Origin of the sequence: Rossellomorea sp. NPDC071047 (assembly GCF_050270195.1) — a bacterium.
Taxonomy (GTDB): domain Bacteria; phylum Bacillota; class Bacilli; order Bacillales; family Bacillaceae_B; genus Rossellomorea.
Genome location: NZ_JBNNJT010000008.1, coordinates 81930 through 99219, shown reverse-complemented (window position 1 = coordinate 99219; position 17290 = coordinate 81930). Strand labels below are relative to the sequence as shown.

General features: G+C 34.5%; 28 protein-coding genes. 2 read left to right on the top strand and 26 right to left on the bottom strand.

Annotated features, from left to right (window positions below; all coding sequences use genetic code 11):
• From ACQKFO_RS21685 to ACQKFO_RS21650, 8 genes are all read right to left on the bottom strand, one after another.
• Positions 1–873, bottom strand: coding sequence for a phosphoadenosine phosphosulfate reductase family protein (locus tag ACQKFO_RS21685; RefSeq protein WP_427600989.1), 873 nt, complete (start codon positions 871–873; stop codon positions 1–3).
• Positions 874–1234: 361 nt separating this feature from the next.
• Positions 1235–1849 carry a hypothetical protein gene (locus ACQKFO_RS21680; protein WP_427600987.1) on the bottom strand — a complete coding sequence of 205 codons (615 nt, stop codon included), beginning with the start codon at positions 1847–1849 and terminating at the stop codon, positions 1235–1237.
• A gap of 19 nt (positions 1850–1868) precedes the next feature.
• Positions 1869–2423 (bottom strand): hypothetical protein, encoded by a 555-nt coding sequence (locus ACQKFO_RS21675; protein ID WP_427600985.1) that lies wholly within the window; start codon positions 2421–2423, stop codon positions 1869–1871.
• Between the two features lie 674 nt (positions 2424–3097).
• On the bottom strand, positions 3098–3589 hold the full coding sequence (locus ACQKFO_RS21670; RefSeq protein WP_427600983.1) for a hypothetical protein: 492 nt from the start codon (positions 3587–3589) through the stop codon (positions 3098–3100).
• Positions 3589–4425, bottom strand: coding sequence for a hypothetical protein (locus ACQKFO_RS21665; RefSeq protein WP_427600981.1), 837 nt, complete (start codon positions 4423–4425; stop codon positions 3589–3591). The genes ACQKFO_RS21670 and ACQKFO_RS21665 overlap by 1 nt, the downstream gene beginning before the upstream one ends.
• 76 nt (positions 4426–4501) lie before the next feature.
• Positions 4502–4774 carry a hypothetical protein gene (locus tag ACQKFO_RS21660; protein ID WP_427600979.1) on the bottom strand — a complete coding sequence of 91 codons (273 nt, stop codon included), beginning with the start codon at positions 4772–4774 and terminating at the stop codon, positions 4502–4504.
• Positions 4775–4939: 165 nt separating this feature from the next.
• A complete protein-coding gene (locus tag ACQKFO_RS21655; RefSeq protein WP_427600978.1) occupies positions 4940–5398 on the bottom strand; it encodes a hypothetical protein in 459 nt (152 codons plus the stop codon).
• Between the two features lie 12 nt (positions 5399–5410).
• Positions 5411–5812 (bottom strand): hypothetical protein, encoded by a 402-nt coding sequence (locus ACQKFO_RS21650; protein WP_427600976.1) that lies wholly within the window; start codon positions 5810–5812, stop codon positions 5411–5413.
• Positions 5813–6178: 366 nt separating this feature from the next.
• Between ACQKFO_RS21650 and ACQKFO_RS21645 the strand changes: the two genes are divergently transcribed.
• Positions 6179–6823, top strand: a complete 645-nt coding sequence (locus ACQKFO_RS21645) for a hypothetical protein (RefSeq protein ID WP_427600974.1) — start codon at positions 6179–6181, stop codon at positions 6821–6823.
• Between the two features lie 44 nt (positions 6824–6867).
• Here the strand turns inward: ACQKFO_RS21645 and ACQKFO_RS21640 are convergent, their stop codons facing one another.
• The 6 genes from ACQKFO_RS21640 to ACQKFO_RS21615 form a co-directional block, all read right to left on the bottom strand.
• Complete coding sequence (locus ACQKFO_RS21640) at positions 6868–7257, bottom strand: hypothetical protein (protein ID WP_427600972.1); 390 nt, start codon at positions 7255–7257, stop codon at positions 6868–6870.
• Between the two features lie 106 nt (positions 7258–7363).
• Positions 7364–7549, bottom strand: coding sequence for a hypothetical protein (locus tag ACQKFO_RS21635; protein WP_427600970.1), 186 nt, complete (start codon positions 7547–7549; stop codon positions 7364–7366).
• Positions 7550–7589: 40 nt separating this feature from the next.
• Positions 7590–7952 (bottom strand): DUF4257 domain-containing protein, encoded by a 363-nt coding sequence (locus ACQKFO_RS21630; RefSeq protein WP_427600969.1) that lies wholly within the window; start codon positions 7950–7952, stop codon positions 7590–7592.
• A 241-nt stretch (positions 7953–8193) separates the two neighbouring features.
• Positions 8194–8436, bottom strand: coding sequence for a hypothetical protein (locus tag ACQKFO_RS21625; protein ID WP_427600967.1), 243 nt, complete (start codon positions 8434–8436; stop codon positions 8194–8196).
• A gap of 114 nt (positions 8437–8550) precedes the next feature.
• Complete coding sequence (locus ACQKFO_RS21620; RefSeq protein ID WP_427600965.1) at positions 8551–9156, bottom strand: hypothetical protein; 606 nt, start codon at positions 9154–9156, stop codon at positions 8551–8553.
• A complete protein-coding gene (locus tag ACQKFO_RS21615) occupies positions 9149–9562 on the bottom strand; it encodes a hypothetical protein (protein ID WP_427600963.1) in 414 nt (137 codons plus the stop codon). Before ACQKFO_RS21615 ends, ACQKFO_RS21620 begins: the two co-directional genes overlap by 8 nt.
• 306 nt (positions 9563–9868) lie before the next feature.
• Between ACQKFO_RS21615 and ACQKFO_RS21610 the strand changes: the two genes are divergently transcribed.
• A complete protein-coding gene (locus tag ACQKFO_RS21610) occupies positions 9869–10717 on the top strand; it encodes an ATP-dependent DNA ligase (protein ID WP_427600961.1) in 849 nt (282 codons plus the stop codon).
• A 115-nt stretch (positions 10718–10832) separates the two neighbouring features.
• Here ACQKFO_RS21610 and ACQKFO_RS21605 read toward each other — a convergent pair whose 3' ends face one another.
• From ACQKFO_RS21605 to ACQKFO_RS21550, 12 genes are all read right to left on the bottom strand, one after another.
• Positions 10833–11111 (bottom strand): HU family DNA-binding protein, encoded by a 279-nt coding sequence (locus ACQKFO_RS21605; protein WP_427600959.1) that lies wholly within the window; start codon positions 11109–11111, stop codon positions 10833–10835.
• 69 nt (positions 11112–11180) lie between these two features.
• On the bottom strand, positions 11181–11999 hold the full coding sequence (locus ACQKFO_RS21600) for a thermonuclease family protein (RefSeq protein ID WP_427600957.1): 819 nt from the start codon (positions 11997–11999) through the stop codon (positions 11181–11183).
• A 13-nt stretch (positions 12000–12012) separates the two neighbouring features.
• Entirely contained in the window at positions 12013–12309 is a 297-nt protein-coding gene (locus ACQKFO_RS21595; RefSeq protein WP_427600955.1) for a hypothetical protein, read from the bottom strand.
• A 139-nt stretch (positions 12310–12448) separates the two neighbouring features.
• Positions 12449–12673 carry an RNA chaperone Hfq gene (hfq, locus tag ACQKFO_RS21590; RefSeq protein WP_427600953.1) on the bottom strand — a complete coding sequence of 75 codons (225 nt, stop codon included), beginning with the start codon at positions 12671–12673 and terminating at the stop codon, positions 12449–12451.
• Between the two features lie 17 nt (positions 12674–12690).
• Positions 12691–13044, bottom strand: coding sequence for a hypothetical protein (locus ACQKFO_RS21585; RefSeq protein ID WP_427600952.1), 354 nt, complete (start codon positions 13042–13044; stop codon positions 12691–12693).
• Complete coding sequence (locus ACQKFO_RS21580; RefSeq protein WP_427600950.1) at positions 13041–13433, bottom strand: hypothetical protein; 393 nt, start codon at positions 13431–13433, stop codon at positions 13041–13043. The genes ACQKFO_RS21585 and ACQKFO_RS21580 overlap by 4 nt, the downstream gene beginning before the upstream one ends.
• Positions 13434–13540: 107 nt before the next feature.
• Positions 13541–14203: a hypothetical protein gene (locus ACQKFO_RS21575; protein ID WP_427600948.1), complete on the bottom strand. Its 663-nt coding sequence runs from the start codon at positions 14201–14203 to the stop codon at positions 13541–13543.
• A 25-nt stretch (positions 14204–14228) separates the two neighbouring features.
• Positions 14229–14576, bottom strand: a complete 348-nt coding sequence (locus ACQKFO_RS21570) for a hypothetical protein (protein ID WP_427600946.1) — start codon at positions 14574–14576, stop codon at positions 14229–14231.
• Positions 14577–14579: 3 nt separating this feature from the next.
• Positions 14580–15581 carry a helix-turn-helix domain-containing protein gene (locus tag ACQKFO_RS21565; RefSeq protein WP_427600945.1) on the bottom strand — a complete coding sequence of 334 codons (1002 nt, stop codon included), beginning with the start codon at positions 15579–15581 and terminating at the stop codon, positions 14580–14582.
• A gap of 780 nt (positions 15582–16361) precedes the next feature.
• Complete coding sequence (locus ACQKFO_RS21560; RefSeq protein WP_427600943.1) at positions 16362–16577, bottom strand: hypothetical protein; 216 nt, start codon at positions 16575–16577, stop codon at positions 16362–16364.
• Between the two features lie 66 nt (positions 16578–16643).
• Positions 16644–16907, bottom strand: a complete 264-nt coding sequence (locus ACQKFO_RS21555; protein WP_427600941.1) for a hypothetical protein — start codon at positions 16905–16907, stop codon at positions 16644–16646.
• Positions 16908–17029: 122 nt separating this feature from the next.
• On the bottom strand, positions 17030–17248 hold the full coding sequence (locus ACQKFO_RS21550) for a hypothetical protein (protein WP_427600939.1): 219 nt from the start codon (positions 17246–17248) through the stop codon (positions 17030–17032).
• Between the last annotated feature and the right edge of the window lie 42 nt (positions 17249–17290).

Sequence of the window (17290 nt, the reverse complement as noted above, 5' to 3'; positions counted from 1 at the left end):
TTAGAATCCCCCACAAGGCATTGATAATAAGTCAATTTGTTCATATTCAGATTCTGCCTTTTTAATAAAGTCCAGAAGGGAAATAGGATTTCCTTTTTCGTATCTCATTGTATGACCCATAAATTCTTCCATTCTCACTAACTCCGCAAATTCTTCCGGGTGATGTTTGGAAACCGAAAGCATTTCCTGTGGAGAAAGAAAAATACAGAACTTACAAGAGCATCTGCTTACCTTATATTTGGTATAGCAAGGGTGAAGATCGATTCCTGCTAAATCCATTAGTCTCAATACTTGGTCAGTACTCAAATGAAAAATAGGGCGATACCAGTCAACTAGACGTTTTTTAGTCACAGCAGTAGCGGTTTTATAAGGTTTAAAATTCTCCTTAGCCAAATTTTTAGCACGGCGACTACTCTCAGCGGCACGCTCTCCAGAAAGGCATAAATATCTTCCAGGTCCCCTTCTTCTAGCCCACTTACTATAGACATCTCTCTTGAGCGAACTTGTACAATATTGTGAATTTGGACCCGGCCACATACCTCTTTCCATTACTCTCTGCTTAAGCCCCTTATCGGAGTGTAAAAAGATCAATTCTAAACTGAACATTTTTGCTATTTCTTCAATGTAAGAATCTGTCTCTTTGTAGTCGAAGAAGGCTGGATTATATTTAGGATCCCCATCCACCCGAAAATGGACTAATTTAATTTTTTCTTTAGGCAATTTATATCCAAATAGCAATAAGACCATCATTGCCCAAGAATCCTTGCCTCCAGAGGTATTTATATGAAATTCATCATATTCATTAAATGAAGGCATTTCTGGCGGAAGCGGAACTACTAAACTCTCTGCATATTTATTTAATTCAATCGACATGATTAACGCCCATAGCAAAAGAAGGATAGACCCCCTTCAAATGCTAGTGGGGCTCTACCCTCCCATATTTTAGTTAAGTTAACCGAATAACCCATTTAATTTTTTCACATCACACTTATAGATTTAGATCAAGAGATACCCAGGCAACATCTATTGAATCTTTGCCAGCCTTGTTGTACCGAGTATGGTTCAATAGAATAAAACCATTTTAGAGTGTCTTCACCATATTTGTTCAATAATGTATCAATAACAAAATCAACATCGGATAATTGTTCTTTACTACAGCCCTTAAAAGTACTTATTAGTATATCTCCGCACTTCTTAGCGTCTTTCTGTTGCTGAGCCCACTCGATGAAACGCATTATATTGAATCACCTTTCTTCTCAGAATTATGATTTACCAACTTAAAATCCACATAATACATTGCTTCAAATTCAGTTGGAAAAGTAAGCCGTTCTTCCTCTACACCTTCTTCTAATGGCACATATTCTCCAGTAAACGTGTAAAACTCACCAATTACCCACCCATTTCCTTCTGGATTCCTTAATACATGGTACTTAGGTTCATCAAGTTGAGGAATAAGGATATGGTGACTAAAGAAACTTTCACTTACGCGCTCTTTCCAGTTAGGGATTGTTTGAACAATCTTCACCTGCAAATAACTCAGAATGTTTCGGGTTGCTGCAGCATCGTCTAAGTCTGCAAAACCCAATTCCTCACATTTTGTGATTTGTTTATTGTATTCCTGAATAATTTCTTCATCCTCCCAGTTGTCTGAATGCATGAAGATTTCTAAAAAGAGTTCATCTTCATTCCAGTATTCTTGTAGGACCGGATGGAATGATAAAGGACTCGAACATAATAAGTCCCCGATGTAGTCTCTAACCTGGTACAAATTAAGATCAGAAGCCAACTCTTTTTCATCATTTTTCATTGAAATTACACTAAAACGTATTAACTCCTCTTTAATTAACATTTTTTTGTCCTCCTATAAATTAATAAGTTGAAATAAACTCGCTAAATTCTTTTTTAAAATTTTTAAATTGTTCGAAATTGAAAATGTGGGAACCTGGACCATTCCATTCTCGTAAAGGAATGCCTCCAGCAAGCCCTTCTATTTGATGGATGGGCGAGTGATCAGCACTAACAAGTAGGCTACTGAGTCTATCCTCTGTCATCCATGAAATGGTGTAACTTTCAAATTTATAATACTTCTCCGTCTGATCATCTTTTTTATATACTGCAAACTCTTGTAAGCCATCTTCGCTAAAGGAAACATTCAGCAGTAGTAGTGAGTTCCATTCAAAATATTTAAATGGAACCTGAGTACAATTGATCACCGTGTTGACTAGTTGTTTCAATCCTTCATAGTCAAATGCAAACTGAAGCATTTCTAATCCCACTGGCATGAATACGTAGTGCTTCCCTTTAAAAGTTAACGCCAATAAACCTTTTTTCAGCATTAAGTCGTTAACTTCTTTTTCCTTACATTCTTCAAAACCAATTACTTCTACATCATTCCTCGAATACAATTTATTTTTTGTTAACATGCCAAAACACCCTTTCAAAAAGTTTGATAAATATATAGAAAAAGACCATTATCAAGGGTCAACCTTGGTAATGGTCTTAATCAAACAATGTTTAATATATGTCCCGATCCTTCTCCCAAAAAGCAAAAAGAGCCCATGTGGAGCATGGAAGATAGTCCATGAACCGCATAGGCTCTAACATTTAATAGTTAACCGCTAACCATGAAGGTTGCAATAGAAAAAGAAAAAAGAAAGTGAATATAAATTTATTATATCAATGTCATATTACTAAAACCATAGAATAATAAAAATTGTTTCATCTAAATTATAACTAACAATGACATAAACAGATGTAAATCAAATTTATATAATAACGATTGTCATAAAATATATCTTTAATTGTCATAGATTATAAGAAGAAATGTCAGTTTTGTATGTATAGAAAATGAAATTTCTAGAGATATTAATAGTAGGAGTGGTAGATCTTTAAATTGCCGGCAAGCCTGCTGTCTCCTGTTTCACCCACAAACTAAGCTCGAGCTGATGGAATACCAATATCGCCAGCGAAAGGTACATATAGAGTATGTAACGTAGCGGCAAACCGGTTGAGGTATTCAGAGTCCTTTCTGACGAGAAAAGGGCTCTTTGTGGTGTAAAAAAAACAAGTTGGTCCAATTGGACACAACTTGTTAAATTTAAAATAATGATAGTTGTTCAATATTCAATGGTTCTAATACTTCCACTTCAAGATTAACACTCGATTTTTGATTTTTTAGTAATTCAATTTCCTTTTCTGAAATTGGTTCTTCTATTTGAAAATCTGATAGGTGAAATCGTCCTCTATAGCAGCCATTTAAAGAATAAACATTCGCGGTACAAGCGGAAATGTTTCTTGTGGGTTTCAGAATACATGATTCATTATTCTGAAGCTCTGATGTGCTTCTATTCGCCGTATATATAGCTGAAACAAAATGTTCTTCGTTTTTAAATTTGAATACAGGTTCTTGATTAATTATTTTATCTTTATGGTGTCTTTGATAACAGTTACAATATTCTTTAGCTTCTGGATCTATATCTTCAAGTACACAAGATAGCTTACCCATAGAACAAGAATTCCAATTACTACATGCGCTAAAATTGGTTTTAGAAAATCCTAATTTTGTAAAACCCGTCCTTGGTTTATTCATTATACTTCTACCTCCGAATCTAGTCTCAAGTCATCATGCCAATCTATATAAATTCCCCTACTTTCAAAATAGTCCTTGTCAGCCATCCAGTTTGAATAAGGGTCAGTAATTAGGTCTAGGTCTTTTTTTGATATAGGTTGGTTAACTTGACTCCATGCCTTTAATTTACGGTCTTTCATTTTCTTTTTGATTTCAAATAAACGAATATACATCTCTTCGGCCGCCTCTTGAAATTCGTAGGCTTCCATAAATTCTCCACTGTTTAGTGCCAAGGATATGTTATATTGGCTAAACTCTAAGTGGTGAATAATGCTCATTTCCTCTAGAATTAGTTTTAAGGAAGCCATCTCAGTTTTGTAACATATATATCCTCTTTGACTCCTCACTGGCTGCCTGACAAACCCAGCGCGTTCAAAACAGTATCCTGCGTTTTTGGATTGGACGGAAGCAGGATCAACATACGAAATATAACCATCATCAGGAAATTCTCCCCATTCTTTATAAGTGGCATATAAAGCGTATTTAATCATGTTGCTGCTTAGGTATTGTTTTGGATTTTCATTGCGAAATATGGAGCATTCCCAGGCTCGATTGTATCGATCGCGTCTCTTGAATTTTGACTTCCAAGATACAAAAACTGCTGATCCATCAGCTGTGCGAAGGACTAAGTTTTCACCGGGGCGGGTAAATTGTTTTGCCCCGATACTTCGTCTTGAATAATGTCGGTCCGAAAGTAACCTACATGAATGGTCACCTTTATGAGTTACAATCCAATCTCCGTAAGTCCTTTCTGTACCCAACAAAGATAAATCTAATAAAATTTGTCCATATTCCACTTTTAGTCCCCCACATAGAATAAGAGCAATAAGGTGGTCATTTCCCCCCTTATTGCCCTACTCTCTATAAATTAATTTAATTTATGCTCTCTAATAGATCTTCCAATCGATAATTTTGTTTATTATCGAAGATATGGTTGAACATGCAAAAATCCCCACCTTGGTTTTGGGTAATTAATTTAAAAGGATAACTTTCAGAAACCCAGATAGTAAATGGAAATCCATTCCCTACTATTCCAGGTATAAACTTACGTTGCCCTTCATATTCAAAGCCAAGGGCTTTTACATCCGACGTATCCCCGATTGAAATAAAATCTAATAATAGTTCAAATGGAATGGCTTTTTTCATAGAAATCCCTCCGCGTTTAGTTGTTTTTTAAATGAATAAATTTATTTTGATAAAAAAAGAGCAATAAAGATGTCATTAGGACACTTTACTGCTCTTAACTCGTTTTATAATTGGTATTGATTAAGCTCGTGGAACTCGCCATCATATACACCTTCAATCGTCTATTTAACTGCCATATTGATATGCGTTAAAGTACGTCTCAGAGGTGGAATGAAGATGTTTAATATTATTTACCTTCTCTAGCTTTGACAGCTTTTGCTCCGTAATGCTTGCGTTCATGTTAAACTCAATCCGTTTAATGGACCTGGCGAGACGCATAGCGTTAGCTTTAGTAATATTTGTCTCCCGAGACTCTTCTTCCCCAGCTACATGAACACTCCAGCGGTATCCCTCTTCATAAAAAACCTCAATGTTCGTTGAAGGAGCAGTGTTCTTGAGGATTGATATCTGCTTACGAATCATTGTTAAAGCACACTTCCACTTTTCATGGACAGAAGAATTGGGGTTACTGGCTTTTTGTTCTCCATAACAATTCAATTTTATCAAGGTTTCGAAACTACAATCCCCGAAATCAATTTCATTTTCGTGTAACTCCACTTTATTTTTAATGATTTCAAAGTTCATTCCTTTCCCTCCTTATACTAATAGGTTTGATGGATAACTATATACTCGATCCTTTTCAAAATGAGCAAACTCAAGTTGAGTGACGACAGATTTCTCTGAATCAATAAAGGTATCTGTTGTATATGGGTTATAGAATATTTCTCTGGTTAGAGTTTCAGTCATAGGTTGTTCAGCGGAAAGGAATATACCACTTACCCATGCGTGAACTCTCTTCCTCTTTTCTCGAATAGTCTTCTCACGGCCACTCTGCTGCACATAACAAGTACACTCTTTTAACTGAACTGTTGATGCATGAGCAAGGACGAGTTTGGTCTTAGAACAGCGGATGCTATAATTACCAGATTTTGAATTTAAATTCCGATAAACGTCTACTCTATCTCCTCCAGCTACGGTTCTGCCTTTGTATGTTTCCATCTCAAATCGCCCTTTCTTAAAAATAAAGAGCAAAAGGGCTAAATAGCTCTTTTGCTCTCATCTTTTCGTTTAGTAAGCATACATGTAATATTTGGTAATAGTTTTGCTCTATTCATACACTCCTATAGTTTATTTACTTACTTACCACCACTGAAAAACAAAAAAACGCCTCTGGGTTTGATTCAGTTGGATACAAGACCCAACACTAAATCGCCCAAAGACGGTAATAATTTGTTAGTAAACCGCTAACCATCAAAATGGTTGCAATAAAAGAAAATGTTAAGTAAATATATTGTAAGTATAGCACATTTTGGTATAGTAGAGTACAGTAAATCAGGTCGGATATTAAAATATAGAGGTGTAAATATGTCTAAGGAAATATATATGAGGATAAGAGATGGAGAAAAGGAATCTGAAATAAAGCTGCCAAATCTTGATCCTCACCATCAATTAGCTTTAATAGATGGTGTGTTCAAATTCTTTGACTTAGATGTTGATTTTATGGAAATGGCGGAGATATATAACCGAAGTGGAAAAGCTTATAAAGAATTTTTTAATGAGATCGATTCAAAAACTAATTACACGGAAGAAATAGTAAAGGTTCCTAGGAAGGCAAAAACAAAAATCGATCAAAAAATAACTTCAGATCAATACGAAGCTACTTATAATGAAATTAGAGTATCTGAAATACCTGAAAACAATTTACTTTTGAACAATGGATATCATCCAAGGTATGAATTTAAAAATGATAATTATTATGGTACCGGTATTAAATATAACTCTCTAAATAATCCCATCTATAAATGTAGGTATAAATGTCCTCAGTGCAAAAAAGAATCCAACCAATACATTAAAAAAGGCACTAAGCATATCAGGTGCTGGCAATGTCAAAGGATTCTTAAAGTGCAGCCGGCTACAATATATGGCGAACCCTCTAAAGAAAAAGATCCAGAGAGTTACAGAGATGAGAAGGGGAATTTTTATATTGCGGGGAGTTTCAATAACAAATAAAAAAGTATGGGGTGAGTTTTAACCTCATACTTTTTTTGTATATATTACACATTGTCAATTCCGTTGTATCTTTCTTTAGCAGTGCGGCAAATTTTTTCAATTTCTAAACGAGCTTTCTTTGCAACTATAGGAGACATTGTTTTTAGAAGCTTCGCTTCATGGTATTCAACTTCCTCACGTTCATTATCATTCAGGATGTCTTTAACAGATAACTCTTTGGCGGAGCTAGAAGGATGTTTAGGAGATTTAGGGTTGAATTCAATTAATGATGGGTTATCTGAATAAAACCGTTCTTTAGCTCTTTGAATAATTTCGCTAATCTCGTTCTGATATCGCTCTACACTTGAAAATGAATCAACTTCCAACATTAATTTCTGAAGCTCTTTTACCTTGGTATACTCATTGCTTGTGAGTAACTCCTTGAATTTTTTCATCCAACTCGCCTCCTTCTACAAAATTTATTATCCTAATTTTAACATATTATTCAATTCAAACAAATAAAAAACCACTGCCTCAAATAGCAAGGCAGTGGTTAAAAATTTAGAAAACCTCTCTAATACTATGTAAGTATCGAGATTTTGCTCTTTTTACAACTTCATCAAGTTTCTTCTTATAAATCCAGGCACTAATGTGATTGTTACTTGTAAGTAAGCGATCTTGTAATGCTTCGTATTTTAATTTCTCATCCTCTGTAAGTAGATCCAATACTCGGATTGATTGCTGCATGTTTAATGCCTCCAATTTTTAATTTTAAGAAGACAAAGCGTTATGCTCCATCTTCTTTTTCATTCTCAGGTTTCTGTTCTACAGGTTCATTGAGGAGTGAGTCTGTCTGCTTGAGTAGCTTGTCTTTGTAATTCATAAGGGATTGCTTAAGAATAGCAAAGACAACTTCAGGGCTCCAGGCTCCCATAGCAACGAGTACACCAAAACGAACCCAGCCTGTGGGGTCTAAAAGCAGAATTAAGAACGTTGCACTTAACCCGCTGTACATACACTCACTAATGAAACCTAAATCCCATTTTGTTTTGAGATTTCTAGGTTTCATCAGCCCTTTTTTTTCATAAGAAGTCCTGATAAGTCCGATAAGACTTCCCACCACGAATGCCACTAATAATTTGATCACCATTGTGTTTCTTCACCTCCAAGGAAAGTTAATTGGCTACTAAATTTAGACACAAAAAAAGCGCCTTATGAGGTGAACTTTAATCATCAAAGAAAAAAATCTTTGAGAAAAGTTTGCCCCATAGGACGCTTGTGTTTAGTAGTTGACCGCTGACCAAAAATGGTCGCAAAAAAAGTAAAAAGAAAAACGAAATACTCTTAAATTATACCATTAATTTCTAATGAAGGTAATAAAAGTTTGAATATTATTTGATATTAATGGGTGCTAATATTGGAATAAGTAAAGTACAAAAATAAGCCCCAACATTCCCATGTCTGTTTCTTATTTTTTGAATATCGTTTAAAATCTGTTTGATTTGAGAAAATGTAAGGAATCTTAATACTTTCCTGGCCACCTGAACCGCTGTGTCTCTTACATTTAGATTTTTTCTAATCTCATTGTGGTACTCTTCACAAAGGGCATAAAGAGTATATTCTTCGCTGGTCACTTAAACCCACCTAACCTTTTCCTATAAAACTTATAGATATTATAAGATTTTACGAAAATAAGTTTTTCAGTTCAAGTACTTTCTATAACTGTATTAAATTAGAATTTCGTTTAATTATCCTTCATCTTCTTCTTTAATCATTTTAACAATCTCGTTAAAAGCTTGTCCCAGCAGACCGTTCTTATAGCAATGAATAAAGTCACATAATAGTATCTCCAGTACATCCTCAACATAGAAAGGGGATTCAGGATAAATTTCTTCTAAATCCGCAAGGAATACTTCAAATTTAAGCGATTTTCGCCTGTCTAAAGTGATGGGAATGTTTACTCTTTTGGATTTGTTCGACATTCTTGCATCGTACTCAGACTCCTCCTCCTGGTAAGAATTAATTGAGGGTGGCCGTTGGTCCCTAGCTTTCAACCCTTGGTAAATTTGTGTGGGATCAGGGTTCCTTCGTATACTTCTTAAGAAGTCTTCAAGCAATATTTCCATTAGATCATGGAAGGTAAAGTGTATACCGCTTTCTTGAGTTACGTCATCGCAAAATAGTTCTGCTCTCAGTATTATTGAAGCTGGAATGGTAATTTTATATTTTTCTCCTACATTTGAAAAAAACTTATTGAATAAGCCACTTAGAAACCGATCGGTAAATGTTTCCGGCCGAAAGCTGACATCCCTCAATCCTTCTCGATACAATCTAAAACGGGTTGTATCACTCATTAAGTTCACCTGCCGCTTTTAACATTCCAATAAGTATTCGATGGGCTGCCTGTTTGCGGCTACAATCCCATTTGATTTGCCAATCATTAATTAAGTCAATATACTCTTTTTCAAGCTTTGCAGGATAGCATTTTGATGAACCTGATGGGTAATTCACTACTGGAAAAGGAAGCCCCCTTTGAAGCCCTCTTTTGACTAATTCAGTACATAAATTGGTGGGGTATTCTTCACTCCTCATGGCCATCCTTCTTACAGCTTCCCTTTCTTCTGGAGTCAAAGGGATTTTTACATCGTATTTTTTGTCACTTCTTTGCTTTCGTGGTTGACTAGAAACTTTTGGTTTTCCAATTATTTTTTCAGTTTCTTTTTTACTGATTTCTTTCCTGAAGATCGGGTTTAATGCCATAACCTCTCTCTCCTCCCTCTTCTCTCCTCTTCTCTTCAACTTATCTCAGTGTCAAAGAGTCATATTGTCATATAGTTAATGGATATTCAGAAGGGAAGAGATTAAGAACGTATAAGAATTAAAAAAATAGACAAGAATGATATCAAATTAGAAATTTCAAGGGAGAGGATTTATTATGTCGAAACAAAGAAAATTAGTGGAACAGGGAATATCAAAAGAGGACATTAAATTATTTGCAAGCCATGCGAAAAAGAAGAAAAATAAAATTGTTAAAAAAGTAAAAGTATCAAAGTAACAGGCAGCCCAATGTCATTTATATGGCCGATGTTATTAATGTCTTCGGATCCCTTTACATCATCTAATCATATTTATGAATGGAAATTTGATGGTATAAGGCTTCAACTTTCTTATGTTAATGGTAACTTAAAACTCTATACCCGACACAAAACGGATTGTACCAAAAGGTTCCCTGAGCTTCATTCTTTTTATTCAGAGAGTGATATTGTTTTAGATGGAGAACTAATTTGTATAGATCCAGAGACAGGTAAAGATGATTGGGAATTGGTGATGAATCGATTTAGGTTAACGAATGAATTTAAGATAAAACTGGCCATGGTGTCCAATCCGGTTATTTTTATGGTGTTTGATATTCTTTTCTTAAAGGAAAAACTCCTTCACTTAGAATTAATGGAAAGGAAGAGAATACTGGCAGAAGCGCTCTTACCTACAGGCCACATTCAAACGGTGTCTTATGTCGATACTGAGGGCCAGGCGTTCTTTAATAAAATAAAAGAGCTCCAATTAGAGGGGTGTGTTGCTAAACATAAAAAGGGGCTATACCATCCAGCAAAAAGAACGGATGATTTCCTTAAAATTGTAAGATATGAGTATTTTGAAGTAATGATCACGGGTATGAGAAAAAGGGAATTCGGATACCTATGTTCTTTTATTACAGATGAGGGACTAAAGCCAGCTGGAGTAATTGAATTTGCAACCAAGGAACAACGTAATCAAATATATAAAAATAGCACTGTAGAAATAGAGGATAGCGTAAAATCAACCTTTAAAAAAGCGATCAGAGCAATTGTAAAATCGAGAGGTCTTACAAAACGGGGCTATTTAAGGACACCGAATATTTTTGAATTACATATATAGGTATAAGTTTATATAATGATCATATACCTAGATTCTATTCAATTATTAAATGCCTCCCCATTATGGGGAGGCATTTTTAAAAAAATACTACATTATATTCTCAATAATAAGAGTTTTAGCTATTTTTAACGACATTTTTTAAGAGAGCCCCTGGCTTAAATGCAGGTACTTTGCTGGCTGAGATTTCAATCTCTTCACCAGTTTGAGGGTTACGGCCTTTTCTTGCAGCACGTTCTCTTACTTCAAAATTACCGAAGCCTACAATTTGGACCTTATCACCATTTTCTAAAGAGTCTTGAATTTTATTGAATACCGTCTCTACAGCTGTTGCAGCATCCTTTTTAGAGATTTCAGCCTGTTCAGCAACATTGTTTGTTAATTCTGTTTTATTCATATGTAATATCCTCCTAGAAAGTATGTTCCCCTATATTATCATTAGATTTTTAATTTGACTAATTATATGCTATTCAAGAATTGAGTCTAAGCCATCACTAATTAGTCCCTCAATTGTATCTCCTAATAAATCGTCTGCTGCTTCCCCTCCTTCTTTACCTAGGGTTTCATTTAAAGATTTCTCAACTGTATCATCTACAGTATCTCCTATTACTTCTTTTGCAGTATCCTTTAAGTTATCTGTAGAAAGAGGTCCTTCTATAACTTCAGGGTTAAACCCATCGTTGGTTGTCACATAACCTGCTACTTTCCATATCTTTAGTCTCTTTTTACGTGCTTCCTTCTCAGCTTCTTTGAACTCGGGCATCATGGTTACTCCTGGGGGATACACGTATCTTGTCATAGCTAGGCCCTCTCTTAACAGGACTTGCTGAAGTAACTCTCCTGTATCCAATTGGAGGTAAACTAAGCTCCTGCCATACTTATCAGTCTTGTTCCCTTTGTCATAGAACACCTTCACTTTGGTTCCTACTGGAAGCAATTCTTTTACTCTCTTTGTTGCTTGGTCTCCATAGGGCATTTTTTCTTTTGTCCATTCAGGTGCGTCAACATTTAATAATCTAATCTTTATTTCTCCCGACTCATTTATTTTTCCAGGTTCATTTTTTGCTATTTCTGTTAGAGAGAGAGAATCGGCGTCGGTTATTGATAAAACTTCAGCATCAAACGCACCCTCCCCGATATTTCTCAATTTCTCATCTAAGTTTGAATTAGCGGTTACAACTGGATTTTCTTCATAATTGACGGGTGTTATTTCATCTTTTGGAATTGAACATGCTGTTAGAGAAAGGATCCCCAATGCAATATATACTGAACTTAAAAACTTCATTTTTTTCTCCTATCTACAATTCTAGTGGTTTTTTAGCGACTTTTGAGATGTAAAGCAGACATTCCCGGACCGGATAAACAATTAGGCTTTTTGATTGATTGAATGTGATTCCTTCAGCTTCTATGTGATCAACAAGTTTTTCAATGGTCCATTCCTTCCGTTGTATATGGTTGAATTTTTTCAAGACAATGTTCTTCCATTCTTTTGATGTTGCGTTTATATATCCTTCGCCTTCAACAGTATGATTTATAATTGCTTGTACTTTCGCTTGTCTTTTCTTAATCTCCAGCCGCTGCTCATACGTGTCCATTTTAACCTCCGCTCAAAAAGCCCCCCACCTTAAATAGACGAGCATAAAGGCTCTCTAAATAAAGTGGGGGGCTCCCATTTAGTATTATTTATTTGCTTTAATTATAACATATTCGCAAATTGATCAGGATTATAATTCCTTATAGGTTTACTTGAAATTTATTCCTAGGAATGATCGTTGAAATAGCATGTTTGTATACTAATTGCTGGCGACCATTTACATTTAATAATATTGTGAAACCATCGAAGAATTCAACATTTCCATTCATCTGAAAACCACTTGTTAAGAAAATGGTTACCGGGATTTTTTTTGCTCTTACTTGATTCAGTAAATTGTCCTGGATATTTATTGTACTCTTGGCCATAGTCTTTTACACTTCCCTTATCTTGATGCGTCTTCCAACTTGTTAATCATGTGTTTTAGAAGTTGAATCTTAGCTTGTTTGGAAACAATTAATTCCTCGTCTTCACTATATTCCTTTTCAGAATCCGGTACCTGCACCCAATAATAATCTTCATATCCCACTAAATCAGCTACTGAAAGAAGTAATTGCTCCGAGGCACTATTAAATAGTTCTTCATCTTCATTGCAAATATGTTTTAAATCAATCTGACTCATAAGAAATTTAATGGACTCTAAAAGGATAGATAATCGGTCATCTTGCTTCCCTTTCAATTGAACTTCTAATTCTGTATCACCATCAATATTCTTCTGAGTGATCTTCATTTCTGTCATTGTGCAATACCTCCTGACAAAGGGTCAGTTAATCCATACCGTATCTTACAAGCTTGAATTACAACTTGAGCGAAATCTTCACTGAGACTATAGTCTAGGTCGCACTTATGACCATTGAAGAGGGAAAGACCTATCTCCAATAAATACCTCGTAGTACCTGTAAGCCCAGGAGCCGAAGGAATTTGGCACTTCACTTCATCATCCCATTCCATTAAAAAGTAAAGGGGGTTTAGAATTGTTTCATTATCGCTCAAATCAAGTAAATCAAAAATTTCCGGGACAGCTGCTATATAATAATTTACAAGGTACTGTTTGTCCGATTTTCTGGACCTGTTTTTATACAGTAATAACATGAAGTTGTCCTGGTGCTTTTTAGTAGTAAAATACATTATAATTACCTCCATAATATTTTTTCAAGAGCACTTATTTTCGAGTTTCATTAAGAGGCTTATCTTTTATTCGAAAAGAAACCTGTATTTGTCAATCAATCTATTTTCTAATTTCTTACATGTACTTTAAAATTATCGAGTGGTGCAATTAATTGTGAAAATTTTTTAGGGATTTCACTATTAATAAAGTCTTTCGCAATTACATTGGCACAGTCTCGACTACAAGCTCGATCTTGCCTGTTCATCATTGCCTGGTGCTGACTTAAGTCCACAAGAAAATAATATTTGTGTGTATTAGTCCCTGTTTTCTCGTTGCAATTTCCACATTTAAAGGACCATGCCCGTTTTTCTATATTAAATTCTCGACGATCTACAGTTACAAAGTCATTCGGAATAATAAATAATCCATTTTCATTTTTCTCTAACCCAAGTGAGTGACTTAAAAATTGAGAGTCATTTTCTACTTCAATGGCTTCGTCAATCTCACTTAAATTTGCAAACTCAATTATTTTATTTGCTAATAATAATAAATCTTTTGTATTGATTAGGTGACCATTAGAATCGATCAGTGATATATACTCCTTATTATCGACCGTTACTTCAATAGGAGTTAAAGATTGGGGAGTGCTTCTCCCTTGAAACCCTGTGTTTACTTTAACCTCTCCTTCATAGCAATTTTCACAAACTTTACTAATTCCTCCGTCTTTGCGAATAATTATTGAATATAGAACATTGTTATTGCACTTTTGACATTTATGAAAAATACCCATGGAATTATCTGAAATCTCCTTCCACTTAAGTTTTGTTATGCATTAGGAGAAGGTCTTTACTATAAAATACTCCTACGGTCCCGTTAAAGTCGACTTCATAAGATAGCCTTTGATAAGAGCATTGATAGATTTTAGTTATGGTACCGATTTTTAGGGAGAATTTTTTGAGATAGTAATAATCTTCTATATCCTGATTACTTTTTTGAGGGTCTAAAACTTGAACCAGGTTATTTACCTTAAGAGTGTAATCATTTAACACTGAGCAAGTAGTATGTTCAATTAAATCATCTGCTTGTTGATCAAAATCATCAATCTTAGATGGTGGTACAGTTACCTCTACTACTGGTACTGAAAACAAATCTAATTGTTTCATTTTTTAATCCTCTAGGTTCCAATAAGCATGCAAGGCCTTTATCGTTACCTCTTCGATTGTTGTATCCTCTTCTGCTGCTTTATCACGAATTAGTGCCTTGAGTTTTGATGGAACGTGAATATTTAAGGGCTCTAAATCTGTGTCAATAAATACCCCATTCACTTCATCTATAATTTTTCCGTCGCGGATAAACTGTCGCAATTGACGAACTTCTTCTTTATTTACATTGTTTACAAAAGTAGGCTTTATGTCTACGTAGATATAGTCATGGTCGACTTTCATCTTAACATTCTTGGGACCTACTTGAAGGTAAACCTTTTCAATGATAGAGTAAATGGTCGATTGGATATCATAAGGTTTTAAAAATTGAAATGTAGCATATCCTTTTCGATTTATGAAATCCATCTCAGGTATAGAGTATCTTTCCAAAAATCCTTGTGATAAAAGTTCATCTAGGGTCAATGTTGAGCCGGATTGAGTGACGACTTTCTCATTATCTTGAAATATTTCCATTATACGGGCCAGCTCTTTTGATTCGGGATGGACAAAGCTTTGAAATAATAAGTAGTTACTTTGAGTCGCAAAGTGGTTTTTTTCTTTTTTCTCTTTATAATTTTTAATATGTTTAGATGAAATAAAGTCATTAAAATCTTCTTCAGTGATGAAATATTGCTCCTTGCCACGATGTTCAATTTTTTTAGCTGGCAAGATCTCTTCGTATATAAACCACATAAGGGTTGCATAGGAAATATCGGCTCTTTTAGAAGCTTCAAATGTAGTAATCCCAGGCTTTTTAATTGCATCCTTAAAATGATCTACATCACTCTTTTTGAACAATTTAGTCTTTCTCATTCTCCATTTATGATCGTAAATAGGATTCAGCTTTTCTTCTTTTATGTATTTATATACTGAAGCCAGGCTTCTATTTAAATAGGTGGCCACCTCTTGAGTGGTAAGATATTCTTGTTCTGCTTTTTCCGTATGAGGGTTATTCTTGCTATCCATTCTAAAACTCCTAACATTTGTGGTGTACTAATGTTTAAATAAGGGGCATAATCGCATTCCTTTCTAAATTTTATATTTAAATTCATTTATCTATTATTTGTAAAAAAATACTTATAAACAATTGACAAAATAATAATAAATCCTAGGATTGAAATTGCTTGAAATATCGCCACTTAGACCCCCATGATTATTTACCAGCTTATTAAACATAACTTCCTGTAGATTAACAAGCCAGTTAAGTTTATTTATCACAAATAAGTTTGCCTTTTCCTTTACAATCTGTCCAAGGTTTATGCATATTAGACGATTCTTCCATGTACATTAGAATCCCTTTGCCGCAGCACTTTTTACAAAATCTCACTTTACTGTTCTTTATATCAATTTTCACCATGATCACTCCCAAACTTAGCCGATTCAGCAGATTCTCATCGAACTATGATTCAAGATGTTTCTTTAATAACCACTTTTTATCAGGTTTAATAGTTTATTGAAGAATGTGAGTGTTGTCATGTTCCTTTTCTTCATTTCCTCTAAGATCCTCTTTTTTTCCTCTTTAAATTGAGGTACTAAGCTAGGTGTAGGGCAATATTTTATGTTGTAAATAGCTTTGTGAAAAAGTTCTTCTAATTCACTGTTACTACAATTTGCGATAATATTTCTCACTCTTTTTTCAAGTTGAGTTTCAGTTGGAATATCGAAATACTCTTTTAATTTAAAAACCACCTTTCAGTTACTTATTGTCTTCTGATTCAGCAGATTCTCCTCGGAATGTGCATAAAACTAACTAACTTTTACAAAACTTTCGATATATGTCCCTTTATCTTCTAGGTCGGTTATGAATACAACTCTATATTCTCCACATGAAGTATAGACAGTTACATAAGGGTGATAAATATGCTCTTTTACTACAACGTTTTCACTGCTGATTCCTAGCTTTCTAGCTATCAATTTTGAATATAGTTTTTTGCTATCCCATTCAAATGCAATTTTTTCCATCTGTTTCCCTCCTATTTGTGCATATTATGGTTCTGGTGAATCATCGTAATCCGCAACTATGATCACTTATAATTTTTTTAAAATTTCAAAGCAAAAGTACATAATATAAAAAATGCATATGAATGCTACAACAATTGCGAAAACAATAAATGAATAATCCGGATTAACTCTATCAGAAACTAATAAAACTAAGCCCATAGAAATAAAGAGAGCTGCTTTAATAAGTGACGGTTTTATATCTTTGTATAAAAGTCTATTTTCCACGGATTTTCTCTTTTTCATTGCGGTTTTTGCAATGCTGCCATTATGGGTATCGTCATAATATCCCATTATTCAACCTTCTTCCATACCTTTATTTGTTTTTAGTTATTCCTCAAAGCTATAAACCGTTTTTCATTACAAAACCCTAAATTACGTTAATATGTCGATATTAAAACTGGTTGGAAAGTTCACTATTCGCTATAATGCCTTCTAGCCATCTCATACAAGAATGGGTTTTCCATATAATATACTGGATAATCCACATCTCCTTGCTCTGTATATTTCTTATGAATCTCACGGATAATGCCATTTGAAAGCACTCCTGTTTTTCTCCAGGCGTTGATTTCTGAGAAACCTTGTTTTAATTGTTCATTTGAAAGTTCACTTACTATTTCTTCAATTTTTTTCATTATGCGTCCTCCCCTTGATACCGAACTACTTTTTTATTTTTT